Annotated in this window: 21 protein-coding genes; 7 read left to right on the top strand and 14 right to left on the bottom strand. The window is 64.1% G+C overall.

The features are described 5' to 3' along the window. The first annotated feature begins 130 nt into the window (after window positions 1-130). On the top strand, window positions 131-2,428 hold the full coding sequence (locus ACPPVP_RS24960; protein ID WP_426525407.1) for a ComEC/Rec2 family competence protein: 2,298 nt from the start codon (window positions 131-133) through the stop codon (window positions 2,426-2,428). A gap of 7 nt (window positions 2,429-2,435) precedes the next feature. Here ACPPVP_RS24960 and ACPPVP_RS24955 read toward each other — a convergent pair whose 3' ends face one another. The 5 genes from ACPPVP_RS24955 to ACPPVP_RS24935 all read right to left on the bottom strand — a co-directional run bounded on the left by ACPPVP_RS24955 (window position 2,436) and on the right by ACPPVP_RS24935 (window position 6,175). After that, window positions 2,436-2,747, bottom strand: a complete 312-nt coding sequence (locus ACPPVP_RS24955) for a hypothetical protein (protein ID WP_426525405.1) — start codon at window positions 2,745-2,747, stop codon at window positions 2,436-2,438. A 9-nt stretch (window positions 2,748-2,756) separates the two neighbouring features. After that, a complete protein-coding gene (locus ACPPVP_RS24950; RefSeq protein WP_426525403.1) occupies window positions 2,757-3,176 on the bottom strand; it encodes a hypothetical protein in 420 nt (139 codons plus the stop codon). 238 nt (window positions 3,177-3,414) lie between these two features. Then, window positions 3,415-4,116 carry a transcriptional repressor LexA gene (gene lexA / locus ACPPVP_RS24945; protein WP_426525401.1) on the bottom strand — a complete coding sequence of 234 codons (702 nt, stop codon included), beginning with the start codon at window positions 4,114-4,116 and terminating at the stop codon, window positions 3,415-3,417. 212 nt (window positions 4,117-4,328) lie between these two features. After that, on the bottom strand, window positions 4,329-5,540 hold the full coding sequence (gene glp / locus ACPPVP_RS24940) for a gephyrin-like molybdotransferase Glp (RefSeq protein WP_426525399.1): 1,212 nt from the start codon (window positions 5,538-5,540) through the stop codon (window positions 4,329-4,331). 11 nt (window positions 5,541-5,551) lie between these two features. Next, complete coding sequence (locus ACPPVP_RS24935; protein ID WP_426525397.1) at window positions 5,552-6,175, bottom strand: HAD family hydrolase; 624 nt, start codon at window positions 6,173-6,175, stop codon at window positions 5,552-5,554. A 128-nt stretch (window positions 6,176-6,303) separates the two neighbouring features. Here ACPPVP_RS24935 and ACPPVP_RS24930 point away from each other — a divergent pair, with 128 nt between their 5' ends. After that, a complete protein-coding gene (locus ACPPVP_RS24930) occupies window positions 6,304-6,606 on the top strand; it encodes a hypothetical protein (protein ID WP_426525395.1) in 303 nt (100 codons plus the stop codon). Between the two features lie 111 nt (window positions 6,607-6,717). Here ACPPVP_RS24930 and ACPPVP_RS24925 read toward each other — a convergent pair whose 3' ends face one another. Further along, window positions 6,718-7,818, bottom strand: coding sequence for a rhomboid family intramembrane serine protease (locus tag ACPPVP_RS24925; protein ID WP_426525393.1), 1,101 nt, complete (start codon window positions 7,816-7,818; stop codon window positions 6,718-6,720). A 282-nt stretch (window positions 7,819-8,100) separates the two neighbouring features. Here ACPPVP_RS24925 and ACPPVP_RS24920 point away from each other — a divergent pair, with 282 nt between their 5' ends. Then, on the top strand, window positions 8,101-9,273 hold the full coding sequence (locus ACPPVP_RS24920) for an NADH:flavin oxidoreductase/NADH oxidase (RefSeq protein WP_426525391.1): 1,173 nt from the start codon (window positions 8,101-8,103) through the stop codon (window positions 9,271-9,273). A gap of 133 nt (window positions 9,274-9,406) precedes the next feature. After that, window positions 9,407-10,741: a S41 family peptidase gene (locus tag ACPPVP_RS24915; protein WP_426525389.1), complete on the top strand. Its 1,335-nt coding sequence runs from the start codon at window positions 9,407-9,409 to the stop codon at window positions 10,739-10,741. Window positions 10,742-10,818: 77 nt separating this feature from the next. Here the strand turns inward: ACPPVP_RS24915 and ACPPVP_RS24910 are convergent, their stop codons facing one another. Beyond that, window positions 10,819-11,823 carry a Bug family tripartite tricarboxylate transporter substrate binding protein gene (locus ACPPVP_RS24910; RefSeq protein WP_426525387.1) on the bottom strand — a complete coding sequence of 335 codons (1,005 nt, stop codon included), beginning with the start codon at window positions 11,821-11,823 and terminating at the stop codon, window positions 10,819-10,821. Between the two features lie 232 nt (window positions 11,824-12,055). After that, window positions 12,056-12,226 (bottom strand): hypothetical protein, encoded by a 171-nt coding sequence (locus ACPPVP_RS24905; protein ID WP_426525385.1) that lies wholly within the window; start codon window positions 12,224-12,226, stop codon window positions 12,056-12,058. A gap of 139 nt (window positions 12,227-12,365) precedes the next feature. Here ACPPVP_RS24905 and ACPPVP_RS24900 point away from each other — a divergent pair, with 139 nt between their 5' ends. Together ACPPVP_RS24900 and ACPPVP_RS24895 are read left to right on the top strand one after the other, a co-directional pair. Further along, on the top strand, window positions 12,366-13,361 hold the full coding sequence (locus ACPPVP_RS24900) for a hypothetical protein (protein WP_426525383.1): 996 nt from the start codon (window positions 12,366-12,368) through the stop codon (window positions 13,359-13,361). 1,107 nt (window positions 13,362-14,468) lie between these two features. Then, window positions 14,469-16,016 carry a Do family serine endopeptidase gene (locus tag ACPPVP_RS24895; RefSeq protein WP_426525382.1) on the top strand — a complete coding sequence of 516 codons (1,548 nt, stop codon included), beginning with the start codon at window positions 14,469-14,471 and terminating at the stop codon, window positions 16,014-16,016. Between the two features lie 370 nt (window positions 16,017-16,386). Here ACPPVP_RS24895 and ACPPVP_RS24890 read toward each other — a convergent pair whose 3' ends face one another. From ACPPVP_RS24890 to ACPPVP_RS24865, 6 genes are all read right to left on the bottom strand, one after another. Then, the gene (locus ACPPVP_RS24890; RefSeq protein ID WP_426525380.1) at window positions 16,387-19,110 is read right to left on the bottom strand and encodes a bifunctional diguanylate cyclase/phosphodiesterase; all 2,724 of its coding nucleotides are present in this window, start codon (window positions 19,108-19,110) and stop codon (window positions 16,387-16,389) included. Window positions 19,111-19,396: 286 nt separating this feature from the next. After that, the gene (locus ACPPVP_RS24885; RefSeq protein ID WP_426525378.1) at window positions 19,397-19,657 is read right to left on the bottom strand and encodes a hypothetical protein; all 261 of its coding nucleotides are present in this window, start codon (window positions 19,655-19,657) and stop codon (window positions 19,397-19,399) included. 105 nt (window positions 19,658-19,762) lie between these two features. After that, entirely contained in the window at window positions 19,763-20,296 is a 534-nt protein-coding gene (moaC, locus tag ACPPVP_RS24880; RefSeq protein WP_426525376.1) for a cyclic pyranopterin monophosphate synthase MoaC, read from the bottom strand. 3 nt (window positions 20,297-20,299) lie between these two features. After that, window positions 20,300-21,121: an indole-3-glycerol phosphate synthase TrpC gene (gene trpC, locus ACPPVP_RS24875; protein ID WP_426525374.1), complete on the bottom strand. Its 822-nt coding sequence runs from the start codon at window positions 21,119-21,121 to the stop codon at window positions 20,300-20,302. 17 nt (window positions 21,122-21,138) lie between these two features. Beyond that, the gene (gene trpD, locus ACPPVP_RS24870) at window positions 21,139-22,152 is read right to left on the bottom strand and encodes an anthranilate phosphoribosyltransferase (protein WP_426525372.1); all 1,014 of its coding nucleotides are present in this window, start codon (window positions 22,150-22,152) and stop codon (window positions 21,139-21,141) included. A 63-nt stretch (window positions 22,153-22,215) separates the two neighbouring features. Then, window positions 22,216-24,117: a SurA N-terminal domain-containing protein gene (locus tag ACPPVP_RS24865; RefSeq protein ID WP_426525370.1), complete on the bottom strand. Its 1,902-nt coding sequence runs from the start codon at window positions 24,115-24,117 to the stop codon at window positions 22,216-22,218. Between the two features lie 246 nt (window positions 24,118-24,363). On the opposite strand from ACPPVP_RS24865, the gene tpiA reads away from it, so the two are divergent. Then, entirely contained in the window at window positions 24,364-25,116 is a 753-nt protein-coding gene (tpiA, locus tag ACPPVP_RS24860) for a triose-phosphate isomerase (RefSeq protein ID WP_426538042.1), read from the top strand. The last annotated feature ends 46 nt before the right edge of the window (window positions 25,117-25,162 follow it).

Below are 25,162 nucleotides of genomic sequence, written 5' to 3'. Positions count from 1 at the left end.
ATTCCCAGCGTGCTCCAGTGTAGCGTCAGCCGATGTGCATTTCTTCCGGTTTCTGCATCCGTTCTGGTTCCCGGCGACGTGCCACGTCCGGTAGTCTTGCGATCTGCACAAGATCATAAGGTGTGGTTGCGTGGCGGAGCAGGGCGACATTTCGGGCCGGAAGCGGGGCTACGCCGGAACATGGCCGCCGCGTGCGGCAGCGCCCATTGGCGGCCTTGCGCCATCGCGTCCCGCCTTCTGGCCACCGTTGATCGAAACCCTGCGCGCCTGGGCGCGCGCGGAAGCCGGCGCCGGCCGACTGTTGCCCTGGGTGCCGGTGGCGTTCGGGACCGGCATTGCGTTTTACTTTGCCGCCGATCATGAGCCGGTTTTGTCCGTGGCCGCCGCTTTGGCGATCGTGCTTTGCGCAGTTGCGGTGTTGTTGCGGCGGCAAAAGTTCTTTCCCGTCGCGGTGATGATCGCGGCCGTAGCGGCGGGCTTTGCGATCGCGACCTGGAAGACCGCGCGGATTGCCCATGGCGTGCTGGCGCGGCCGATGTTTTCGGTGTCGCTGACGGGCTTTGTCGAAACGCGGGACATCCGCGAGCGCACCGACCGTTTTGTCCTGCGCGTCGTCACCATGGAAAGCGCGCGCGGAACGACAAAGCTGGAGCGCGTGCGGCTGTCGGTGAAGAAAGGCACGGCGCCCGAGGTCGGCAGTTTTGTCGAGCTGAAGGCGCGGCTGTTGCCGCCACTTTCGCCGGTGCGGCCGGGCAGTTACGATTTCAGTCGCGACATGTTCTTTGCCGGCATCGGCGCTTCCGGCTTCGTGATGGGTGCGATCAAGACCACGGATCCGCCGGCCACGGGCGGCGGGTTGCGCCTGCGCTATTCGGCTGTGATGCAGGGACTGCGCGATACGATCGACGCGCGGATCAGGACGACGCTGGAAGGCGACAAGCGCGCGATTGCCACCGCGCTGTTGACCGGGCGTCGCGATGCGATCTCACAGCCGGTGAACGATGCCATGTTCATCTCGGGTCTCGGCCATGTGCTCTCGATCTCCGGATATCACATGGCGGTCGTCGCCGGTGTCGTGTTCTTCGCGGTGCGGGCGCTGCTGGCGCTGTTTCCCGCACTCACGGTCGGCTACGCCATCAAGAAATGGTCGGCAGTAGCAGCCCTCGTCGCCGCCGCGTTCTATCTGCTGCTGTCGGGGGCGGAAGTGGCGACGCAGCGCTCGTTCTTCATGACGGCTGTGGTGCTGATCGCGGTCATGGTCGATCGCCGCGCCATCACGTTTCGCACGCTCGCGGTCGCCGCCTTGATCGTGCTTACGGTGGCGCCGGAAGCGCTGGTGCATCCGAGCTTCCAGATGTCGTTTGCCGCCACACTGGGTTTGGTCGCGCTGGTGCAGATCGGCATGCCGCGCCTGTTCGCGACGCCCGATCATGGCGCGAGCGCGCGTGCGGCGCTGTGGGGCGGCCGCGAACTCACGATGCTGCTGCTGGCCTCACTGGTGGCGGGGCTCGCGACCACGCCGTACGCGGCCTTTCACTTCCACCGGGTCACGCCCTATGGCGTGCTGGCCAATCTGGCAGCGATGCCGGTAGTGTCGGCGGTCGTGATGCCGGCCGGCCTGCTCGGCCTCCTCGCTATGCCGTTCGGCTTCGATGGCGTGTTCTGGGCGCTCATGGGCATCGGCATCGACTGGATGATTTTTGTGACGCAATGGGTCGCGGCGCTGCCCGGCGCGGTCGGCCGGGTGCCGGCGTTCGGCATCGGCCCGCTGATCGCGGCCAGCGCGGGCATCATCCTGGTCGGCCTGTTGCGCACGCCGCTGCGCTGGTCGGGCGCCGTGCTGGTGCTGGTGGCGGCGCTGTGGGCGGCGAGGGTGCCGCAGCCGGATATTTTGATCTCCGCCGACGGCCGCAATGTCGGCGTTCGCGGCCAGGACGGCCGGCTGCATCTGATGCATGCAGTGAAAGGCTCCCGGGATTCTTTCCTGCTGAAGGAGTGGCTGGCGGCGGATGCCGACGCGCGAACCGCGGCTGACGCCTCGCTCACCGCGGGCGTCTCGTGCGACGATCTTGGCTGCGTGATGCAATCCGCCGGCGGCGGCCTGGTCGCACAGGCATTCAGGCCCGAGGCGCTTTCGGACGATTGCGAGCGCGCGGCACTCATCGTGACGCTGCGGCAGGCGCCCGCTTCATGCGCGGCGTCCGTCATCGATGCCGACCGGCTGCGGCGGCAGGGCGCGATGGCCCTGCGCCGCGGCCGTGAGGGACTTGTCGTCGAGGCGGTGAAGCCGAGAGGGATCGACCGCCCTTGGTCGCCGGCGATGGCCGACGACGGCGATACAGACGCCAGCGTGCTTGCTCCCCGTGTCGTGCCGCCGCGCACCGTGGACGCCACCCCGGCCGAGGCCGATCTTCAGGCGGAGGAATAGACGGCCTTCAATGCTCGTCGAGCGAGGGACTTGAAGGGTCTGCCGGTATCTCGAACGCGCCCAGATGAAACTCCTCGGGTGAGTTGGGGTCCGATGGCAGGTTGACCAGCGTGAACGACGCCTCCGGGAATCGCTGCCAGACCGCGAGGTCTTCGGCTGTGACGGTGAGCCAGCCATACCGAAACATGTACCGTCCGGGCTCGCTGACGCGTCCGGCTTTTTGCCATGTAACCTTGTTGACCACCGACAGCCCCTCGGTGCCTGGTTTCTCGAAAAACCATATCACGATGATCCGCCGGCCTGAACCGGCGGATCTCATGCGCGTCGTTTAACCGGTCACGATGGATTCGGTTCGCGGCGCCGCTTCCGTCACCTTCGCCGCACGTTCGCCCTCGGTCACCGGCAATTGCAGCACGGTGGCGCGCTGGCCTTCGCAAAGCTGCGTCACCAGCACATGGCTTCCGTCCGGAAATTCGATCGCATCGTGGTGGCGATCGGCCACTTCGGGTTCGATCTGGTTGAACTTGCCGACCCGCCAGTCGGTGGTTCGGGTCCAGATCCAGCGGTTGTCGTATCTGACGTCCTGGGCGAACGCGAGTTCGGTGCCGGGAAGCATGCAGACCGCCACTGCTGGTTCGCGTTCCGACGCAAAGCCGCGGGTCGATGTACCGCGGAACGTCGTGGAGATCAGCGTCTCGCCGACCTCGGCAGGCCGCGTCTTCACAGCATGCAGGCTATAGTCACACATCGGATGGCTCCCTCAATTGAGATAGCTGACCCGTGTCTGGGAGGAGGCACAGGCCCCTATCAGAGTGGACATATTTAGAGCGGACTTGGCGCACAGCGTTTTCTTGTTTCTAGGCAATTCTGCGGCTGGCGCACTGCGTTTAAATCACAAACGCGCTAACGCAGTTTGGTTCCATGCGCGTACAAAAAACCCCGGCCGAAGGCCGGGGCGTCGCAGTCGTGTCCGCAAGGCCAATCGGTCAGTATTTGCGATAAAGCCCGATCAACTTGCCCTGAATCCGGACCCGGTTCGGCGGCAGGATGCGGACTTCGTAGGCGGCGTTGGCGGGCTCCAGGGCGATCGAGGCGCCGCGGCGGCGGAAGCGCTTGAGGGTGGCTTCCTCCTCGTCGATCAGCGCCACCACGATGTCGCCGGTGTCGGCGGTCTCGTTGCGCTGGATCAGCGCCATGTCGCCGTCGAGAATGCCGGCATCCACCATGGAATCGCCGCGCACTTCGAGCGCGTAATGCTCGCCAGAGCCCAGCATGTCGGGCGGCACGCTGATGGTGTGGCTGCGGGTCTGCAGCGCCTCGATCGGCGTACCGGCGGCGATCCGGCCCATCACGGGCACGGCCACCGGGCGGTTGCCGTCGTCCTCGGCAGTAGGCGTGCTCACCGTTCGCTTGCCGAGCGTGCCTTCGATGACGCTCGGCGTGAAGCCGCGACGGCCATTGCTGGCGGCAGCCAGCTCCGGCAGCTTGATGACTTCGATGGCGCGGGCGCGGTTGGGCAGGCGGCGGATGAAGCCGCGCTCCTCCAGTGCCGTAATGAGGCGGTGGATTCCGGATTTCGAGCGCAGGTCGAGCGCGTCCTTCATCTCGTCGAAGGAGGGCGGTACGCCGGCTTCTTTCAGCCGTTCGTTGATGAAACGCAGAAGTTCATACTGTTTGCGCGTAAGCATCGCGAGCATTCCCCCGGTTGGCACAGTCTTTCGGTTTCGAATCTCCAGGGCCCATCGCGGGAGTCCCCAAAACTCCCAGTCACAGACACTAGCAGTCGAAACAAATCATGAACGGACACTATATGTTCGATATGTGTTCCGCAACCACTTAATTTCAGGTGAACGCATTGCGGCTTCGGCCGAAGACCCCGCCAGGCGCGTCGTTCAGGGTGTCATTCCGGCAGCCGGAGCAGTTCGCAAGGCGAACCCTTGGCCGCTGCCGGCGCGAACGGCGGACGTATCACAAGTGCCCGTGCCGCAGCGAGATTCCCCAATAGCGATGAGTCCTGGTGGGTCACCGGCACCGCAATCAGCGTGCCATCGTCGCGCACTTCGAGGCGGGCCCGAAGATAATCCTCGCGCTGGTCGTTGGCGGCGAGGTCGCGGCCCAGTTCGGCGCTTTCGCGCACATGATGGATGGTGTCGCGGCCCGATAATGCGCGAATCAACGGCACCAGAAACAGGAAGCCGCAGACATAGGAGGAGACCGGATTGCCGGGCAGGCCGATCACCCGCATCGCGCCGAGCCGGCCATGCATCATCGGCTTGCCCGGCCGCATCGCGATGCGCCAGAACGCCATCGCCGTGCCCTCGGCCTCCAGCGACCGCTTGACGAGGTCATGGTCGCCGACCGAGGCGCCGCCCATGGTGATCAGGATGTCGGCATCCGCCTCCCGCGCCCGGCGGATGCCTTGCGCGGTGTCGGCGACGGTGTCGGCGGCGATCCCGAGATCGACCACCTCGGCGCCCTCGGCGCGCGCCAGCGCCCGCAACCCGTAGCCGTTGGAATAGACGATCTGGCCGGGACCGGGGGTTATGCCGGGCATCACCAGCTCGTCGCCGGTGCCGAGGACGGCCACTTTCGGGCGGCGGCGCACCGCAAGCTCCGGATAGTTCATGCCGGCGGCGAGCGACAGGTCGCGGTCGGTGAGGCGGCGTCCGCGCGCGAGCAGCACGTCGCCCTCGCGGAAATCGACGCCGGCGGGCCGGATATGCCGGCCGGAAACGGCGGCTTCCGTGATGGTGATATGATCGCCGTCGACGGTCGTGTCTTCCTGGATGATGACGGCGTCAGCCCTGTCAGGGATCACGCCGCCGGTGAAGATCCGCACCGCTTCGCCTTTGCCCACCTGGCGCTCGAACGGGCGGCCGGCGGCGACCTCCCCGATCACCTTCAGCCGAGCGGAGAGATCGGCGGCATCCGCCGCGCGCACCGCGTAGCCGTCCATCGCCGACATCGCCTGCGGCGGCTGCGTCCGCCGCGCGGCGACGTCGCGCGCGAGGATGCGATGATGCGCGGCATCGAGCGCCACGGCCTCTTCGGGCAACGGTTCGGCGCCCGCAAGGATCGCAGCAAGCGCATCGGCGACGGGCATCAAGGCCACGGGCACAGCTCCTAGACTTCGAGTGCAGTCAGTGCCCGTGCCACGTCATCCATCGATGTCACGTGGATGGCACAAAGGCCGCGCGCCCGCGCCCCTTCGATATTAGCGGCCGAGTCGTCGAAGAACAGGATCCGCGACGCTGGCACGCCGATTGCCTTTACCACGTGATCATAGGCCTCCGCGTCGGGTTTGCGCAAACCGATGCTGGAGGACAAGAATATCTCGCGGAAATGGCCGAGCACGCCGGCATAGGCCTCCGAAAAATGCGCGACATGGGCCGGATTGGTGTTGGAAAACGCATAGAGCGGCAGGCGTTGTGCGGCGCCGGCCAGCAGCGGCGCAATGCCCGGCATCTCGCCGCTGAAGATCGCGTTCCAGCCTTCCAGGAACTGCGCGTCGGTGAGGCCGATGCCGAGCGACTGGCGCAGGCCCGCAAAGAACGCCGCGTCGTCGATCCGGCCGGTCTCGTGATGTTTGAAGCTGTTGTCGACGACAAAACGCCTGGCGAGGTCGGCGGGCGCGCAGCCGGCGTGCCCCGCCCAGTTCGCCATTACGGAATCGAAATTGATATCGAGCACGACACGGCCGAGGTCGAACAGCAGGACGTCGACGGAGGAGGGGGCGGGCAAATTCATGGCAATCGTTTACAAAACTGGACCGGGCTGAGCAACGGGCCCCCGGGATTCGCTTCGAAGCCCAATCCGCCGCTTAAGCCCGTGCGCAAGCTGTGCTAAGGCTGTCGCCTGTTTCAGGGAGTAGTCGCATGCAAGCTGTTGGCAAAGTTCTGGGCGCCATCGCCGTGATCGGGCTATTGACGGGATCTGCCTTGGCCCAAAAGGGCCCCGCCAAATATGGCGAGGAGGACAAACCCAAGACGCCAGCGGAAATCGCGGCCGAGAAGGACGCCGAGCGGGCGTACCGGAGGTCACTCGGCAACATACCGGAACAACAGAAGACAGACCCGTGGGGGACGGTGCGCAGCGACAGCGCGCCGCCGAAAGCAGCCGCCAAGGCGCCGCCCGCCAAGCCGAAGGCCAAATCCGCCGAGGGCGCCGCAAAGCAATAATAAAATAATAATAAGAAGACACTTCCCGGCACCGTGCCGGGACAATGATGTCCGGATGCGAGGCAACGACCGGCAACGGAAGCGCACGGTCGCCGGTATTCGGCCCGGAGGTCAGATCCCCCGACGGCGGCTGCGCTCGGCGCGCAGCGAGGCGCCGACAAATCCGACGTCTTCCATACCGCGATGAAATGCCTTGGCGCAGATCAGGTACGTCAGCGCAACCGCGCCCAGTGCGACAAGCCCGATCGGCGGCCAGGGATTCGAACAGGCTGCGTCGACAAAACTCTGGATCGGTGCGAATCCGCCCCGCCGGCGCGTGGCACAATTTGAAGCGAGCTGTGCCGCAAACACCATGCCTCCGAGCCCGATGGACGCGCCATTTGCCAGCGCCAGCGCAACGACGATGGCGGCAAGCCCCTTTTTCATCGACAGCACGGTGTCGGCAAGCTTGATGACAAGACAGCACGCGACAACATAGGCGATCGCCATGGTTGGCGTTGCCGGACCCGCTGCCGCCGACAGCCGGTTGCCAAAGAGCAAGATCGCTGCCGCGCAGGCGAGGATCGCCAGATTTACCTTGACGAATTCAGGGAATTTGCAGCGGAGCAGCCGCGCGTTGATCTTTTCGATCAGGTCGAGGACCGCGCAGGCGACAAGGCCCATGACAAACCCGCCAAGGTGGATGCGCCAGTTGACCCTCGGGTTGGCGACGGCGAACGCGAGGTTCAATCCGATATTGACTGCGAAGAAGTTTGCATCGAGGCCGGCCTTGCCGAGGATCCACAGGCAAAGCAGCGCTCCCAGAATACCCGACGTCGCGCCTGAGGCGCCGACCGTGAGATAGGGGCCTGCAAAAGTGAGGTCTCCGATGACCGCGCCGAGGATCATCGCGCTGAAATAGACGATCAGGAAATACAGCGAGCCGATGCGCTTTTCGAGATGCGCCCCCCACAGCACGAGGCAGAGCATGTTCATCGTGAGATGGACGAAGTCGAAATGCAGAAATCCGTAAGCGACCAGACGCCAGTATTCGTGCCGCGCCAGCGCGCTCGAATACATCGCGCCGTAGCGGTACAATAGCTCGCCCGATGCGCTCGGTCCGCCCGCCTGGATGAAGGGCAGGCCGGAGATGACGAGGGTTGCGGTCAGCAGCGTGTACACTGCCGCATGGGGAATCTCGAAAAACCCCTGACCAAGGCCGCTTGTCCTCATCTGCGGCCACCCCGAAATTCATGCAATGGCGCGGGAACGGATTCGAACCGCTTCCGGTGATCGGTTGCGTCGAAAAGGTCGGACATGGACATCGGAGGGCAACATGATCGGGCGGGGGCAGATGGTGCGGTAACCTAACCAAGTCGGCGCGCCTTCGCTACTCCGGCGTGCAATGCTGCCCCTCGGTAGACCTCTTCACACCATCTCAGGCGCGTATATTCTCTACGCCCAAGAGACCGGCCCGCAAGGGAAACGAGGTCCGACAGCCCAAGGAAATGAACCATGTCCGAAACGCTGCTGTTTTCCCCTATGACGATTCGCGGCGTGACGGTGAAGAACCGCATTGTGGTGCCGCCGATGCATCAATATTCGGCGCTGAAGGGCTTTCCGACCGACTGGCACCTGATGAACGCCGGCAAGTTCGCCGCCGGTGGCGCCGGCCTCGTGGTTGTGGAATCGACCAAGGTTGAGCGGCGCGGCTGCGGTACGGTCGGCGATCTCGGCATCTGGGACGACGCCTTCGTCGAGCCGCTCGGCCGCCTTGTCAAGTTCATCAGGCAGCAGAATTCGGTCGCCGGCATCCAGCTCGGCCATTCCGGCCGCAAGGCGCGCGCGAGCCGGCCGTGGGAGGGCGACCGTCCATTGCAGCGGACGCCTGAGATCGAGGATTGGGACGCGTGGCAGCCGGTGGCCCCGAGCGCGGTCGCCCACAGCGAGAAATGGCCGGTGCCGAAGGCGCTGGAACGCCATGCGGTGAAAGACCTGGTGCAGGCCTGGGGCAACGCGGCGCGGCGCGCGCATGAAGCTGATTTCGATGTGCTGGAACTGCACGGCGCACACGGCTATCTCGTCCATCAATTCCTGTCGGAGCGGTCCAACGCGCGCACGGACGAATATGGCGGCTCCGAAGCCAATCGCATGCGCTTCATCATCGAAATCACCGAGGCCGTGCGCACGTATTGGCCCGATCACAAGCCGCTGTTCGTCCGTCTCTCGGTCGAAGACAACGCCGGATGGGGTCCGGAGCAGAGCGCGCGGCTGGCAAAAATCCTGAAAACGCGAGGCGTCGACGTCATCGACTGCTCGTCCGGCGGCATCTCTGAAATGGCGCCGATCCTGGGCAAGGAAATAAAATACAGCTACCAGGTGCCGCTGTCGGAATATGTCCGCCGCCATGCCGACATCATGACAATGGCGGTAGGTCTCATCATCCATGGCGACCAGGCCGAGCAGATTCTGCGCGATCGCCAGGCCGACCTGATCGCGGTCGGCCGGGAAATCCTCAACAATCCCAATTGGCCGATGGATGCCGCGCTCAAGCTCGGCGTCGAGGGCGCATTCCGCAACGTTCCGCCGCAATTCGGCTACTGGCTGGGCACCCGTGCCAAGCGCGGTTTTGGAACCCCGCCCTCGACCTGGCAAAACGGGCTGCAAGAAGCCGATAAAGCCTCCTGACAAGGCCGTATTGGTCCGGGCCGGCGTGCCTTGATCCGACCAAAAAGCCATTGTGAGTTGGTGGCGCCGGGACAGGGGCGCCGATTCACGGGAATCTTCGGGCGTCCGCAGAAAAAACAAGGGACGCCCCACCATGCGCAGGAATTTTGCCTTTCTTCTCGGCACGGTGACGGGTGTGTGTCTGACCGTTGCCGTGACGGGACCGCAGGGGACCAGTCTGGTGGCGGCGGCAAAGGCCGCGGCCCGTTCCGACGCCTACACCCAGCTCAATTTGTTCGGCAACGTGTTCGAGCGGATCAAGACCAGCTACGTCGAGAAGCCCGACGATTCCAAGCTGATGGAAGGCGCCATCAACGGCATGATCTCCGCGCTCGATCCTCATTCGCGCTACATGAATGAGAAGGGCTGGAGCGACATGCAGGAGACCACCCACGGCGAGTTCGGCGGGCTCGGCATCGAGGTCACGATGGAAGACGGCCTCGTCAAGGTGGTGACGCCGATCGACGATACGCCCGCGGCCAAGGCCGGCATGCTGTCGGGCGACGTGATCACCCAGATCGACGACGAGGTTATTCAGGGCATGAGCCTCGAACAGGCGGTGAGCCGGATGAAGGGCCCCGCCAACAGCAAGATCCGGCTGAAGGTTGCGCGCAAGGGCGCCGCCGCGCCGATCGATATCGCCATCATGCGTGAGATCATCCGGGTGCGGCCGGTCCGCTACAGGACTGACGGCGGCGATATCGGCTATATCAGGATCACCCGCTTCAACGAGCAGACCACCGAGGGCCTGAAGAAGGCGATCGCCAGCATTGCGAAGGATATTCCCGCCGACAAGCTCGCGGGCTATGTCGTCGACCTCCGCAACAATCCCGGCGGATTGCTCGACCAGGCCGTTTCGGTGTCGAGCGCTTTCATGTCGCGGGGCGAGGTGGTTTCGACCCGCGGCCGCACCGCGGAGGAAACCCAGCGCTTCACCGCGCGCGGCGGCGACATCACCAAGGGCAAGCCGCTGGTGGTGCTGATCAACGGCGGCTCGGCTTCCGCCTCCGAGATCGTGGCCGGCGCGCTGCGCGACCACAAGCGCGCGACCCTGATCGGCACCCGCACCTTCGGCAAAGGTTCGGTGCAGACCATCATCCCGCTCGGATCAGGCAATGGCGCGCTGGCGCTGACCACGGCACGCTACTTCACGCCGTCCGGCCGCTCGATCCAGGCCCAGGGCATCGCGCCCGACGTCGAAGTGCTGCAGGACGTGCCGGATGAACTGAAGAACCGTGCCGAACTCAAGGGCGAATCCTCGATGCGCGGCCACCTTGCAGCCGACGGCGCCGAGCAGGCCGGCTCGCAAGCCTGGGTCCCGCCGAACGAGAAGGACGACAAGGCGCTGAACGCGGCGTTCAACCTGCTGCGCGGCGTGACAGTGAACGCGAACGCGCCGACGATGGCGAAGCGGGCGGTGCCGAACTAGAGTGCATACACACCGTAATGCGAAATTTGACGCGCCATCGGCAAAGCCTGAACCAGTGGCGCGTTGGAGACCCGGCGCTATTCCACCTTCAGCCCGAGCTGATGGACGAGCTTGCTCCACTTCTTTTCTTCCCGATCGATGTCGTCGGCATATTCGGCCGGCGTCGAGCTGAGGGGATCGCCGCCTTCGAGACGAATGCGTTTCTGCACCTCCGGATCGTCGTTGAGTTTGCGCAGCTCGGCGCTGAGGATGTCGATGATCTCAGGTGGCGTGCCGTGCGGCGCAAGCAGCCCGTAATGCAACACGGCTTCGAAGCCGGGCAGTCCCGACTCGTCGAAAGTCGCCACGTCCGGCAATAGCGAGAAGCGCGTCTTGCTGGTGACGGCGATGGCGCGCAGTTGGCCGGCCGCGATATTGCCCAGTGCCGGCGGCAGCACGCCGAACGCGACCAGCACGTGGCCGCCGAGCAGATCGTTCATGACCGGTGCCGTGCCCTTGTAGGGGATGATCGCGATATCAATCCCGGCCTCGGCCTTGAACAGTTCGGCGCACATGTAACCGCCGGTGCCGACCGGCGACGTGCCGATATTGAGTGTTCCCGGTGCCTTGCGCGCAAGCGCGATCAATTCGGCGACCGTCTTCGCAGGAAACGACGGATGGGCGAGCAGGGCCACCGGCATCGAGGCGACGAGGCCGATCGGCGCGAAATCCTTGCGCGGATCCATGTCGAGCCTGGTGTAGAGGCTTGGGTTGATCGACAGCGTCCCGGTGTGGCCGAGCAGCAGCGTGTAGCCGTCCGGCGCGGCGCGCGCGACCGCGCGGGTGCCGATGGTGCCCCCGCCACCGCCGCGATTGTCGACGGTCACGGTCTGGCGGAAAGCGTCCGACAGCTTTTGCGCTACCACGCGCGCCATCGCATCGACGCCGCCGCCGGCCGGGTACGGCACGACCAGCGTGATGGAGCGCGTCGGAAAGTCAGCGGCACGGGCGGTCGACATAAGCGAGGCGCCTGCGAGCGTAACGGTGGATGCCATGGTGATCGCGGCGACCGTCACCAACTTGCGGCGCGACAATTCATCCATGCGATGACCCCTGTTGCAGGCGACGGCGACACGCCCAAGTCGAGAATACATCCATATCATGGCGTTGCGGACGGTTAATCCATGGCTGGATCATCGTCATGACACAAGGCCTTCCGGATACTGGCGCAGCGCGCGTAGCCCGGACGAGCGGAGCGATATCCGGGATTTTGGTTCTGCAAGAACGATCCTGGAACGGGATGCCGATGCGTCGTAAATTCACACGGAGGCGCGGCTAGCGCGGCTTTTTCGCGTCCTCCTCGTTATGCAAGTTGAACACGTGGCCCTTACCAAATTTTTCTTCAAGCTGTCTTTTGGCATCGTCCAGGCTTTCCGCAGCTAAAGTCACGCGGCGGTCCGGTTTCTCCAAATTGTCTTCCCATACCATTGCTTCGTAAGTCTTCATTTTGTCCTCAACAAACTAACTGCAGCAAGCATAGCCCGGATGAGCGCAACGATCCGGCAACAAGACCTCTTTTTTGAAACTCCATCTCGATCCAATCGTAGCTCGGGGCGCACACCATGCGCGTTCGAATGGAGTAGTCATGTCGAGAAAATGGACTTTGCCGGCCCTGATGTTGTTTCTCTGTTCGACGGGAACCCAAGCCAATCCGCTCGATTCTCCCGGCGTCATCTATATCGACGGGCAGCCGTGCAACCGCGCGTGCCAGTCCTACATGGACTGGTCTTACCGGGCGCTGTCTGCCCGGCGTCACGAGGAACGCGAGATCAGCGTCGCGGTACCGGGCGAGGCGGAAATCGAACGGGTTGAACCCGTGGTCCGCCCGCGTTTGGCAAAACATGCCGCGCCGGCTGCCCGCACCGCGCCGCACGCCGGCAAGGCGGCGTCGAATGGCAAGGTGCCCGGCAACAAGGCGTCGAATAGCAAGAAGATCGCCGTTGCCAAACCCGCACCCGCCGCGCCGGCGAAGGATATGCCGGCGGCCACGGCGGCCGTTACCCCTGAAAATGCCGCGGGTGAGACCGTCGCCGCAGTTCAAAAGCCGGAGCCCAAGGTGGAAAGCTCCGGCCAGCCGGAGCCGGTGCAGGCAGCCGCCATCGCGTCGCAGCCCGGCGAGGCACCCACATCCGACGTCAAGCCCGATCCGAAGTCCGAGGTCGCCCTACCGCCGCCGGCGACGCTCGATATTGCCGCCGCGCCGGCCGCGCCCGCTCCCGGCAAGGCGTCCGACAAGGCCAGGGAGATCGGAAAGACCGCAGCCGCATCGCCCGATGATCAGGACAATCTGGTCGCGCTCGTGCTGACGCGCCCCGAGATCAATTCGTTGTCCGACCTGAACAACAAGAGCATCGCGATCACCGAGAAACAATCCGCATCGAGCGGACGCATCAGCGCCGCGCTGATGGCCGCGGGAGCCGCCGAAGTCCAGTTCAGCGAAGTCAAAGCCAGCGCGATCGACCGGCTGATCAGCGGCGAAGTCCCGGCCGCCGTCGTGCTTGCCTCGCGCGAAGTAGCCAACCTGTTTCCCGAGCTTGAGGGATTCCGGACGTTTCGGGTGCCGCTGAAGTCGCGGCTCTAGCAAGCTTAGCCCGGATGGGCGACTTGTCCGCCGGTAGCTCAAGGAGCGAAGGCGGAAGCGACATCCGGGCTTTTGGTTTATCCCCGCTTATCGCGGGGCTCATGCGGGCCACTTGCTGAGGTGCTGCGGCCTGCCTTTCCTGCCGATTTCCGAGCGGACCAACGTGCTCTAAACCGCCTCAAGGCGCGAAGCGTCGCAGGGGCGACCGCTTGAAGCGCCAGAGAAGCACCTCCGGCTACCAGCCCCTTGACAAGATCAAATGCTAAATCGGGCCAAAAGTACCACATGACCCCTGTCCTTCTTCACAGGGGCACCGCCGGTCAGCACTGGGCAGAAAAAAGAAATGGAAAAGCCCCGTCCGTCGCCGGCGGGGCCCAGAAAATCCCTGTACGCGGTTATTCAGCGCACGCGAAACCTTTGGTTCACCCGCTCAAGGTGGAATCGAGAATAAGGGAGGCGCACATCACAGTGGCCGTGCGATTGAAACCGCGCATGACGATTCTCCTTAAACGAAAACGGACGGCCCGTAACAGAGTTGCGTGCTTGATGGCACAACCGCTCTAGAGACCGCGTGACACGCTCCCGGCCAAGCCGACCGAGGGCAACCAACCAAACTAACACAACCAGATCGAACGACTCTTGTCTGTGTGCCATTTCACAATTGAACTACGAGTTACAGTGACACGACCGCAGGACGGATTAGCCGAAGGCGTAATCCGCCGCCTCGTCGTTTAAGCGTCCCGGGCTTTCCCATCGCGGAATGCGGACGCATATCCTCTCGGCTGGTTGAAGATTGAATCGAAGAACTCTCCGCGTCACTGCCTGCAACAAACGCGAAGCGTTTGCGCAAGGGAGCGCAAGCGACGATTTGTCCGCCATAGATCGAAGAGCGAAAGGAAGCAATCCGTTCTTCCTTCTCAGCGAGGAATGGAGTGGCTGGCAATGACGATAACAACGTCGCTCGAAAAACTTTACACCGGCTGCTAGGCGATTTCGGAAGTTCATTTCCAAACATTAATTCCCAAGCCAGCATCGTGTAATGCGGGAAACCCCATCTACGGCGACGTGCGGCTTTGCGCTCAATCATCATCCTGGAGATTTTTTGTGATGGACCAACGTAACCTTGTTTCTCACGGGCAGCGGAAGCGTTCCCTGTTCTCGGCACGAAAAGTGGCATTGATGGCATCGGTCGTGACCGGGCTTGCGATGTATGGCTTCAGCGCGTCGCCCGATCGCATTGATGTCTTTGGCAGTGCGGCCCATGCCGAGGCTGCTAACGCCGCATCGGGCGCCACCCAGCAGCCCTTTGGCTTTGCCGATGTGGTGGAGCGGGTGAAGCCGTCGGTGATCTCGGTCAAGGTCACGATGAAGGACAAGGTCGCTGACGTCAGCAACAAGGACGATTCTGACGAGCAGGGCTCGCCCATGGAGCGCTTCTTTCGTGAGTTCGGCGGCCCGAACGGCGAAAATCCCGGACGTAACGGCCGGCACGGCACGATGGGGCAGGGCTCCGGATTCTTCATTTCATCCGATGGGTACGCGGTGACCAACAACCATGTCGTTGAGGGAGCCGACAAGGTCGAGGTAACGACGGACGCCGGAAAGACCTACACCGCGAAGGTCGTCGGGACAGACCCCCGGACGGACCTTGCCTTGATCAAGGTCGAGGGCGGCTCGGATTTTGCGTTTGCGAAGCTTTCGGCCGGCAAGGCCAGGATTGGCGATTGGGTGCTTGCAGTCGGCAACCCGTTTGGCCTCGGTGGCACCGTAACCGCCGGAATCGTTTCGGCCAGCGGCCGTGACATCGGAAACGGCCCTTACGACGATTTCATCCAGATCGACGCGCCCGTCAACAAGGGCAATTCGGGTGGCCCGGCCTTCAACATGCAGGGTGAGGTCGTCGGCGTTAACACCGCGATCTATTCGCCATCCGGCGGCAGCGTCGGTATCGCATTTTCGATCCCGGCAACGACAGTCAAGAACGTGGTCGCTCAGCTGAAGGACAAGGGTAACGTCAGCCGCGGCTGGATCGGTGTTCAGGTTCAGCCGGTAACTCAGGATATCGCCGACGGCATGGGCTTGAAGCAAGCGCAGGGTGCGTTGGTAGCTGACCCGCAGAAGGACGGACCTGCAGCAAAAGCCGGCGTCGAGGCGGGCGACGTCATCACTGCGGTAAATAGCCAGTCGGTCAAGGATGCCCGCGAACTCGCCCGCATCATCGGCGGCTTTGCACCTGGCAGTACGGTCAAGCTGGACGTTCTGCGCAATGGCAAGAGCAAGGTCGTCAGCCTGACCCTTGGCCAGTTGCCGAATGATCGGCAAGCCAAGGCCGATAGTGAAGGCGAGGGCAAAGGCTCGAGCAAGGGTACCGACGTTCCGCACCTCGGCCTCACGCTTGCTCCGGCGGACAAGGCAGACGGCGCGGCTAAGGAAGGCGTCGTCATCACGAAGGTCGAACCGAAAAGTGCGGCTGCCGATCGCGGGGTAAAGAAGGGCGACGTTATTCTGGAGGTTGCCGGAAAGAACGTCGCGAAGCCCGGCGACGTTGGCGACGCGCTTGAAGCTGCGCGCGCCGACAAGAAGAGCAGCGTGCTGATGCGGCTTCGCTCGGGCGACGCGTCCCGTTACGTCGCCGTGCCGCTCGCAAACGGCTAGGCAACTCAAATGGCAGGCGGCGGCTTTTCGCCGCTGCCTGCCATGCCCGTTGGCGCGACGCCCGGTTCAGCATCTTCGAATATCGCGGATCGCTAATGACCAACAGCAGCGATACTCATTCTGCCGTCCGTTCGGGTCTGGGACAGGCGTGGTTCGATGCCTGGCATCTCTGGCGGATAATCATTCCGAGGCGATCGATTACCGGTCGGCTCGTTTGGGGCATGGTATGGCGGCGCAACCGTGGGGGGCGCTGGGTCTACAAGAGGTTTGTCGAGTATTCGGATGATCGTGATCAGAAATCTGTCTCTTGGACCGAGAATGGTTTGCGTGGAGAGAGCTTGCAAAGCGACCCCGACATGCGCCCTGCACTTCACGCCGTCCGCGCCACCGGCTTGCGCCGGCTCGGCTGTACCGCGTCGGGGCCCGGCCGATCCGCAAACAGCAGCGGCCTGATATCGGCCGCCGGCTTCGGCGGGCTGAACAAATAGCCCTGCATTTCCGAACAGCCGAGTTCGCGCAGGAGATCGCGTTGCTGCTCGGTCTCGACGCCTTCGGCGGTCGTCGTCATGCGGCGGTCGGCGGCGATGGTCACCACCGCCTGCACGATGCTGGACGAGCCTTCCGGCTCGGCGATGTCGGTGATGAAGCAGCGGTCGATCTTGATCTTGTCGAACGGAAAACGCTGCAGATAGCTCAGCGAGGAATAGCCGGTGCCGAAATCGTCGAGCGCAATGCGAACGCCGATGGCGCGGAGGTCGTGCAGAACGGCGAGCGCCGCCTCGTCGTCGCGGATCAGCACGGCCTCGGTGATCTCGAGCTCCAGCCGGTCGGCGGCGAGGCCGGATGCGGCCAGCGCCGCCATCACCTTCAGCGCCAGCGTGCCGCTCCTGAATTGAACCGGCGAGACGTTGACCGCGAGCCTGACATTGCCGGGCCAGCTCACGGCTTCCTTGCAGGCTGATGTCAGCACCCACTCGCCGAGTTGGTTGATCAGGCCGGTGTCCTCGGCAAGCGGGATGAACTCGGCGGGCGAAATCATGCCGCGCTGCGGATGGCGCCAACGCACCAGCGCCTCGCAGCCGGTGATTGCGTTGGTCTGCAGGCCGAGACAGGGCTGGTAGTAGACCTCGAAGCCGCCGTGAATGAGCGCCTGGCGCAGGTCCATTTCCAGGCTGCGGCGGGCGCGGACCTCGGCCTCCATGTCGGTTTCGAAGAAGCGATAGGTGCGGCGGCCGGCGGCCTTGGCCGCGTACATCGCCAGATCCGCGTTTTTCAGGATCCGGTCGATATCGGAACCGTCACGCGGCGCCAGCGCGATGCCGATACTGGCGTCGGTGGTCACCTGATGGCCGAGGCACTGATAGGGCGAGCGGATCGCCTGGAAGATGCGGCTGACGAGCATCATCACGTCATCGATATCGTCGATCCCGGTCTGAATGATGGCGAACTCGTCGCCGCCGAGCCGGGCCACGAAATCGGTTTTGCGCGCGCAGCCAGCGAGGCTGGCGGCGACCGATTTCAGCAGCTCGTCGCCGATCATGTGGCCGAGCGAGTCGTTGACGCTCTTGAATTCGTCGATGTCGATATAGAGCACCGCCAGTTGCCGGTCCGGCGTGACGTGAACCAATTCGCGCTTGAGCCGCTCGTGGAACAAGGTGCGGTTCGGCAGCTCGGTCAGCGCGTCGTAATGGGCGAGGTGGGTGATGCGTTCCTCGGCGCGCCGGCGCTCGGTGATATCTTCATGGGTCGCCAGCCATCCGCCGTCCGGCACCGGCTCGTTGACGATCTGGATCGAGCGTCCGTCGGGTGTCGATATGACCATCGCGTTCCGATGCGCGATGTCGCGCATCACCACCTCGACGTAATGGTCGATGTCACCGACGAACGAGCCGGTGTCCTTGCGGTGGGCGATTACCTCGCGGAAGCTGCAGCCCGGCTTCACGATATCGGCCGAGAGGCCGTACATCTCGAGATAGCGCTTGTTGCAGATGACGAGATGTTGCGTCGCATCGAACAGCAAGAGGCCTTGCGTCATGTTGTTGACGGCGGTGTCGAGGCGTTGCTTTTCCAGCGACAGCCGTTGCTTGGACGCGCGGTGCTGATGCGAAAGCTTGCGGACGACGAGAAACAGCAGGACCGCGATCGCCAGCACCGAAAGTCCGGCGATCGTGATCAGGATCCCGATCTGCTCGCGCCAGTCCGCGAGTGCGGCCGATGTCGTGGTCGTGGCGACGATGACGACTGGGAAATTCGTCAGCGCGCGGGACGAGATCAGCCGGTCCTCGCCGTCGATCCGACTGGTGAGGCGCGAGGTGCTGCGGGCCAGCTCGAACATCTGCCGCTGGGCGGCCGGGCCGGTCTTCAAGTTCTGGCCGATCATGTCAGCCACATGCGGGTAACGGGCAAGCAGCGTGCCGTCGCTGTGGAGCATGGCGATCGAGGCACCCGGGCCGAGCGCCACGGTTGCGAAGAATCTTTCGAAGTTGATGGGCTCGATGCCGCGACCGATGACGCCGAGGAATTCGCCTCTCGGTCCGGTGACCTTGCGCGCGATTACCGTGGTCCAGACGCCGGTGAGGCGGCTATAGACCGGCTCGACCAGCATCTCCGGCGATTGCGGGCTGGATCTGAAGGTCTTGAAGTAGGCGCGGTCCGCCGCGTTGACCGGTGGCGCCGGCCAGGTGGCGGATGCGTTGATCAAATTGCCTTCGGCGTCGAAGATGTTGAGGCCGCCGACGTAGGACAGCGCCTCGATCTTGGATTTCAGCATCAGATGGATGTCGTGACCGGACATCCGGCGCTTGTAGCTTTCCGCGGTCGCAATCCCGCTGGAGCGCATGAACGCGATCAGGTCCTTCTGCACGACCTGGAAGTCTTCGAGTTGCTGGTCGAAATGGCGGGCGAGCAGCAGCACGGTGTTTTCCAGCTCGCGTTCGCTGTTGCGCAGCGCACGTTCGCGGAAATTGCCGGCCATGACGGTCGCGCCGATGGCGATCGCAACGATCAGCAGCGTGCCGCCCACGATCAGCCAGCGGATCGGGCCGCCGCGAAAGGCGGAGGCAATCCTGAACGAAGTGGTGCCGGTCGAAGCCATGGAACGCGATCGCTGCCGAGAAATGAACTTCCGGAAGCGGAGTTCTCTCAGCTCCCGGCCCGTAGCTTCGATATCGCGCCGAGATGGAATTGACGTTAGGAAGTCTGGTTAACGAAATATTAGGCGGTGGCGGAGGGGTCCGCCGGCAACCACGGGGGGGGCTGCCGTTTGACGATGGAACCGGCTTGGTTTGGTCGCGGAAAAAAATCCGCGGATCAGGCGGCAGTCCGCCGGTCGACAGCAGATGTCGCGGGAGCTGGGGGATTCGCAACAGCGGGCGTCGCCGTCACTGCATGGATGTCAGGGATCGATGCGTACGCTTTTTCACGATGCGGTCCGGTTGAGGGCTGCCTACCATGGAGCCGCCCTGGTTGAGGCGCAGCCAGGAGTCACCGGTATAGGGATTGCCCGGGCCCTTGTTCTGGCAATTGGCGTTTGGATAGTAGAACGCGCAATAGCCGGGTTCGCCCATGACCTGCTGGGCCGTTGCAGGTGCCGTCATCACCGCCAACGCAGCCGCGGCGCCTAAAAACCTGTATCTCGACATCGGATTCCTCCTCGTGAAGGTCCTGAAGGAGACAACCCCACGAGCCCGGGGCGAATTCCTCGCTGCGACGGTCACACACCCGTGACAATAGCGAGGCCGATCAGCTCATCGTCCTGCGCGATAATGCCCGGATTTGCCGCCGATCTTCTCGACGAGGTGGATGCCTTCGATGCGAACGCCGCGCTCGACCGCCTTGATCATGTCGTAGATCGTGAGGCACGCGACCGACACCGCCGTCAGCGCTTCCATCTCGACCCCCGTGGGGCCGGTGACCTTGACGGTGGCGCGGACGATGCAGCCGGGCAGTTTTCTGTCGGGCGTGATGTCGAGTCTCACCTTGGACAGCGCCAGCGGGTGGCACAGCGGGATCAGTTCCGAGGTGCGCTTGGCGGCCATGATGCCGGCGATGCGGGCGGCGCCCAGCACGTCGCCCTTTTTGGCATTGCCGGAGACGATCAGCTCAAACGTCGCCTTGCCCATGACGACGCGCCCTTCGGCGACGGCGGTACGCTCGGTCGCGGTCTTGGCCGAGACGTCGACCATCCGCGCTTCGCCCGACGCATCGATATGGGTGAGGGCGGAGCCGCCTTTGGAAGCCTTGTCGTTGGACGCCTTGTGTTTCGAGGTCTTGTCGGCCATCTGCTAGCGGGTCCCGGTGGCGCGCGGGTTATCGGTGCGCGCCAGCAAAGCGCGGGTTGCCGCGGTCACATCGGCCTGCCGCATCAGGCTTTCGCCGACCAGGAAGGTCGACATGCCGACGCGCTCGAGGCGGGCGAGGTCCGCAGGCGTAAAGATGCCGCTTTCGCCGACCATCAGGCGGTCGCGCGGGATCAGCGGCGCCAGCGCCTCGCTGGTCGCCAGCGTGGTCTCGAAGGTCCGCAGATTGCGATTGTTGACGCCGATCATCGGCGAGCGAAGTTTCAGCGCGCGATCGAGTTCGGTGCGGTCGTGGATTTCGATCAGCACGTCCATGCCGAGCGCGATCGCCGCGTCCTCGAGATCGCTGGCGGTGGCGTCGTCGAGCGCGTCCATGATGATCAGGATGCAGTCGGCGCCATGAGCGCGGGCTTCCACCACCTGATAGGTGTCGAACAAAAAGTCCTTGCGCAGCACCGGCAGATTGACGGCCGCGCGCGCCGCCACCATGAAGTCGAGATGACCCTGGAAGGAGGGGGTATCCGTCAATACGGAGAGGCACGCCGCGCCGCCGGCCTCATAGGCCTTGGCCAGCGCCGGCGGATCGAAATCGGCGCGAATGAGCCCCTTCGACGGCGAGGCCTTCTTCACCTCGGCGATCAGCGCATAGTCGCCGCGCGAAAGCTTGTCCCGGATCGCGCGCAGAAAACCACGCGGCGGCGAGGCTGCCTTGGCGCGGGCTTCGACCTCGGACAGCGGATGCGCCCGCTTGGCCGCGGCGATTTCCTCGCGCTTGTAGGCCTCGATCTTGGTCAGGATATCGGACATCTCTGGCGCTCCTGCGGTCAGCCGCGCGAAACCGCGATCAGTTGTTTCAGCCGGGCCGCCGCCGCGCCGCTGTCGAGCGATTTCGCGCCGATCGCGACACCTTCCTTCAAGTCCTTGGCGCGGCCGGCCACGATCAACGCCGCCGCGGCGTTCAACAGAGCGACGTCGCGATAGGGGCTGGGCTTGCCGTTGAGCACGCTCGAGAGCGCCACCGCGTTGGCGTCGGCATCGCCACCCCTGAGCGCGTCGCCATTGCAACACGTGAGACCTGCATCCTCCGGCGTCACCTCGAACGTGGTGATCTTGCCGTCGTCGAGGCTGGCAACGAAACTTGGCCCGGTGAGGGTGATCTCATCGAGCCCGTCGGAGCCGTGCACCACCCAGACGGATTCGGAGCCGAGATTTTTCAGCACCTGCGCCAACGGCTGCACCCAGTGCCTGGAGAACACGCCGACCATCTGGCGCTTGACGCCGGCCGGATTGGAGAGCGGCCCGAGCAAATTGAAGATGGTGCGGGTAGCGAGCTCGACCCGGGTCGGGCCGACGTTTTTCATGGCCGGATGATGCGCGGGTGCAAACATGAAGCCGATCCCGGCCTCGGCCACGCAGCGCCCGACCTGATCGGGCGTGAGGTCGATCTTGACGCCAAGGGAAGCCAGTACGTCGGCAGCCCCGGAGCGCGACGACAGGGCGCGGTTGCCATGCTTGGCGACGGGCACGCCGGCGCCCGCCACGATGAAGGAAGCGCAGGTCGAGACGTTGACCGAACCGGAACCATCGCCGCCGGTGCCGACCACGTCGATGGCGTCTGCGGGCGCATTGACCCGCAGCATCTTGCCGCGCATCGCCGACACCGCGCCGGTGATCTCGTCGACGGTTTCGCCGCGGACCCGCAGCGCCATCAACAGCCCGCCCATCTGCGAGGGCGTGGCTTCGCCGGACATCATGCTGTCGAAGGCGGAGGCCGCCTCCTCGCGCGACAGCGTGGCGCCGGTGGCGACTTTTCCGATGATAGATTTGAGATCGTCCATCGCGTGGGCTTTCAGGATTGGGTGTCGTCTCGAAGCATGGCCGGCGCTGCCGGCCGATCATGCTCAGTTGTTAGCGCCCGTCACCTGCGCGAAGGCGGCCTGGTTGATGGTGGTGCCGATCTCGGATTCGATCTTCGTCACGTACTGCGCGACCTGTTCGTCGGCCAGGCCGCGCTGCAGGGTGTCCTTCAGTTTCTTCAGCTCATCGGAGGCGGCGTCGACCGGCGGCACGGTCACATCGGTAACCCGGTACACGATCCACTCGCTGCCACCGGTGCCCGGCGTCTGCCCGACGCCGTCCTTGGGCGTCCGGAACGCGGCCGCGACGGCGGCCGAGGGGACATCTGAAAGCGAGGCGTCGCGGCGGAAGCCGGTCGCGGTCTCGACCTTCGCTCCGACGGCAGCCGCCTCCGTGGCGAGGCTGCCGCCTTGCTCGACCTTCTGCACCATCTCGGTCGCCTTCGCCCGCAGCTTGCTCGAAACCTGGTCTTCGCGCCATTTCGCCTCGACCTGGCTGCGCACCTCGTCGAGCGGGCGCTCGCGCGAGGGCGTGATGCCGAGCACATCGTACCAGACATAGCCGCCGGCAAACTGGATCGGTTCGTTATCGACGCCGACATCGCTGTTGAAGGCCTGCGAGACCACGTCAAGGCCGCGCGGAATATTGGCAACCGGCTGGCCGTCCGGCTTGCGGCCGGAGCGGTCGACGGCGTCGATCGTGACGGCGGTCAGGCCAAGCTTCTGCGATGCCTCCACCACATTGGCGCCGCCGGAGCGCTCGTCTTCCATCTTGTTCTGGATTTCGCTGACCTTGGCGCGCGCGCGTTCGGTTGCGAGTTCCTTCTTCACCTGGGCCGCGACGCTTTCAAACGTCGGCATCGAGCCCGCCTCGATCTTGCCGATCTTGACCAGCGCCACGCCAAACCGCCCCTGCACGGGCTGGCTGACTTCGCCCGACGGCAGCGAGAACGCCGCATCCGCGATCGCCGGATCGATGATCGCGCTCTTGGTGATCATGCCGAGGTCGACGTCGGCCAGATTGAGATTGCGCTCCTTGGCGATGTCGTCGAACGACGTGCCCGAGGTGATGCGGGCGCGCGCGGCCTGCGCTTCGCCTTCGTTGGGAAACACCATCTGCGACACTTCGCGCTTCTCCGGCGTGCCGAGCCGGTCGCGGTTTTGTTCGAATATCTTCTTCGCATCCTCGTCGGTGACCTCGATCCACTTGCCGATCTCTTCGGGGCTGATCACGACAAACGACAGCTTGCGATATTCGGGTGCGCGGAACTGGGTCTTGCGGTCGTCGAAATAGGCGGCCAGCGCCTCGGGCGAGGGGGGATCGATGGTGCCGGCCTGCGCGGCGTCGAGTTTGACGTACTCCATCGAGCGCTGCTCGTTCTGGAATCGGGTCATGGCGTCGATCAGGACCTTCGGCGGCTCCACCCCGGCCGAGACGGTGGCGGCGATCTGGCGCCGCAGCCCGAGGCGCCGCTGTTCGGCGAGATAGCGTTGCTCGGTGTAGCCGAACTGGCGGATCGTGGCCTGGAAGCGTGCCGGGTCGAAATTGCCGCCCAATCCCTTGAAATTGGGATCGCCGTAGATCAATCGCATGGTTTCTTCCTGGGACTGGGCGAGCCCCATGCGCCGCGCTTCCTCATCCAGCGCCGCATCGGCGATGGTCTGTTGCAGCACCTGCCGGTCGAGCCCGAAGGCGCGGGCCTGTTCCGAGGTCAGCGGACGGCCGAAACTGCGGCCGAGCTGCTGCAGCCTCTCGGTATAGATCTGGCGGAATTGCTCGGTTGAAATCTCGGTCTTGCCGATCTTGGCGAGCGACGACTGGCCGAACCCCTTGAAGATGTCGGCAATGCCCCAGACTGCGAAACTGACAATCAAGACGCCCATCACAACGGCCATCACGGCCTTGCCGAGCCAGTTTGATGAGGCTTTCCGAATTCCTCGAAGCATAGGTCCAACTTGTTTTTGCAGGAGAGGGGGAACCGGGTCGTGCCCGGCGAAAATTCGAATCCGTTCAGGATCGACTTCCGCAACAGGGCGTCACCGAGTTGAAAAAGCATCATAAAGTGGCAGCGCCCCCCTCGCAACCTCGGCAGAGTGGGCCATTTGAAGCGGTTAACGGCTTGCGGGTGTCTGGAACTGGCGGCGTCCCTCTGCTAGCGCATCTATAACGCTGACATTTGCGGGATAATTGACATGACCGACGCCATCCGGCCGCTGATCGCCGGCAACTGGAAAATGAACGGCCTGAAATCCGCCTTGGGTGAATTCGAGGCAATGATTGCGGGGGCAGGTACATTGGCCGGCAAGGCCGACCTGCTGGTTTGCCCCCCGGCGACCCTGATCGCCGGTTTCGCCGACAAGGCGCTCGGCTCAAAACTCGCCGTCGGGGCCCAGGATTGCCACCCCAAGGCTTCGGGCGCCCATACCGGCGATCTCTCGGCGGAAATGCTGGCGGATGCCGGCGCCAGCGCCATTATCGTCGGGCATTCCGAGCGCCGCGCCGACCATGGCGAAACCGACGCGCTGGTCCGGCAAAAGGCGGAAGCCAGCTGGCGGGCGGGCCTGGTGGCGATCGTCTGCATCGGCGAGACCCAGAAGCAACGCGATGCCGGCCAGACGCTGGATATCTGCGGCGGACAGCTCGCGGGTTCGTTGCCGGATGGATCTACGGCAGCCAATCTGGTGGTGGCCTATGAGCCGGTTTGGGCGATCGGTACCGGGCTGACGCCGACGCCTGCAGATGTCGAGCAAGTTCACCGCTTTATCCGCGGGGTTCTCACCAGCCGATTTAAGGCGGAAGGTAGCAGGGTCCGGATTCTCTACGGCGGATCGGTGAAACCCTCCAATGCGGCGGAACTGATGGGGGTCACTGATGTCAACGGCGCACTGGTCGGCGGCGCCAGCCTGAAAGCAGCCGATTTCCTCGCGATCGCAGCGGGGTGTTAGGCCGTCGCGCGTTTCCCAGCGAAACCCGGAATGCTCAACCTGCCAG

Source organism: Bradyrhizobium sp. McL0615, from assembly GCF_049993905.1.
In the GTDB taxonomy this organism is placed as follows: domain Bacteria; phylum Pseudomonadota; class Alphaproteobacteria; order Rhizobiales; family Xanthobacteraceae; genus Bradyrhizobium.
Note: the sequence above shows the minus strand (reverse complement) of the source record. Positions and strands in the feature narration are given on the sequence as shown.

Coding starts and splice junctions, on each gene's coding strand:
- ACPPVP_RS24955 (WP_426525405.1), bottom strand. CDS start 2,747: ATGAGATCCGCCGGTTCAGGCCGGCGGATCATCGTGATATGGTTTTTC.
- ACPPVP_RS24950 (WP_426525403.1), bottom strand. CDS start 3,176: ATGTGTGACTATAGCCTGCATGCTGTGAAGACGCGGCCTGCCGAGGTC.
- lexA (WP_426525401.1), bottom strand. CDS start 4,116: ATGCTTACGCGCAAACAGTATGAACTTCTGCGTTTCATCAACGAACGG.
- ACPPVP_RS24935 (WP_426525397.1), bottom strand. CDS start 6,175: ATGAATTTGCCCGCCCCCTCCTCCGTCGACGTCCTGCTGTTCGACCTC.
- ACPPVP_RS24930 (WP_426525395.1), top strand. CDS start 6,304: ATGCAAGCTGTTGGCAAAGTTCTGGGCGCCATCGCCGTGATCGGGCTA.
- ACPPVP_RS24925 (WP_426525393.1), bottom strand. CDS start 7,818: ATGAGGACAAGCGGCCTTGGTCAGGGGTTTTTCGAGATTCCCCATGCG.
- ACPPVP_RS24920 (WP_426525391.1), top strand. CDS start 8,101: ATGTCCGAAACGCTGCTGTTTTCCCCTATGACGATTCGCGGCGTGACG.
- ACPPVP_RS24915 (WP_426525389.1), top strand. CDS start 9,407: ATGCGCAGGAATTTTGCCTTTCTTCTCGGCACGGTGACGGGTGTGTGT.
- ACPPVP_RS24910 (WP_426525387.1), bottom strand. CDS start 11,823: ATGGATGAATTGTCGCGCCGCAAGTTGGTGACGGTCGCCGCGATCACC.
- ACPPVP_RS24905 (WP_426525385.1), bottom strand. CDS start 12,226: ATGAAGACTTACGAAGCAATGGTATGGGAAGACAATTTGGAGAAACCG.
- ACPPVP_RS24900 (WP_426525383.1), top strand. CDS start 12,366: ATGTCGAGAAAATGGACTTTGCCGGCCCTGATGTTGTTTCTCTGTTCG.
- ACPPVP_RS24895 (WP_426525382.1), top strand. CDS start 14,469: ATGGACCAACGTAACCTTGTTTCTCACGGGCAGCGGAAGCGTTCCCTG.
- ACPPVP_RS24890 (WP_426525380.1), bottom strand. CDS start 19,110: ATGGCTTCGACCGGCACCACTTCGTTCAGGATTGCCTCCGCCTTTCGC.
- ACPPVP_RS24885 (WP_426525378.1), bottom strand. CDS start 19,657: ATGTCGAGATACAGGTTTTTAGGCGCCGCGGCTGCGTTGGCGGTGATG.
- moaC (WP_426525376.1), bottom strand. CDS start 20,296: ATGGCCGACAAGACCTCGAAACACAAGGCGTCCAACGACAAGGCTTCC.
- trpC (WP_426525374.1), bottom strand. CDS start 21,121: ATGTCCGATATCCTGACCAAGATCGAGGCCTACAAGCGCGAGGAAATC.
- trpD (WP_426525372.1), bottom strand. CDS start 22,152: ATGGACGATCTCAAATCTATCATCGGAAAAGTCGCCACCGGCGCCACG.
- ACPPVP_RS24865 (WP_426525370.1), bottom strand. CDS start 24,117: ATGCTTCGAGGAATTCGGAAAGCCTCATCAAACTGGCTCGGCAAGGCC.
- tpiA (WP_426538042.1), top strand. CDS start 24,364: ATGACCGACGCCATCCGGCCGCTGATCGCCGGCAACTGGAAAATGAAC.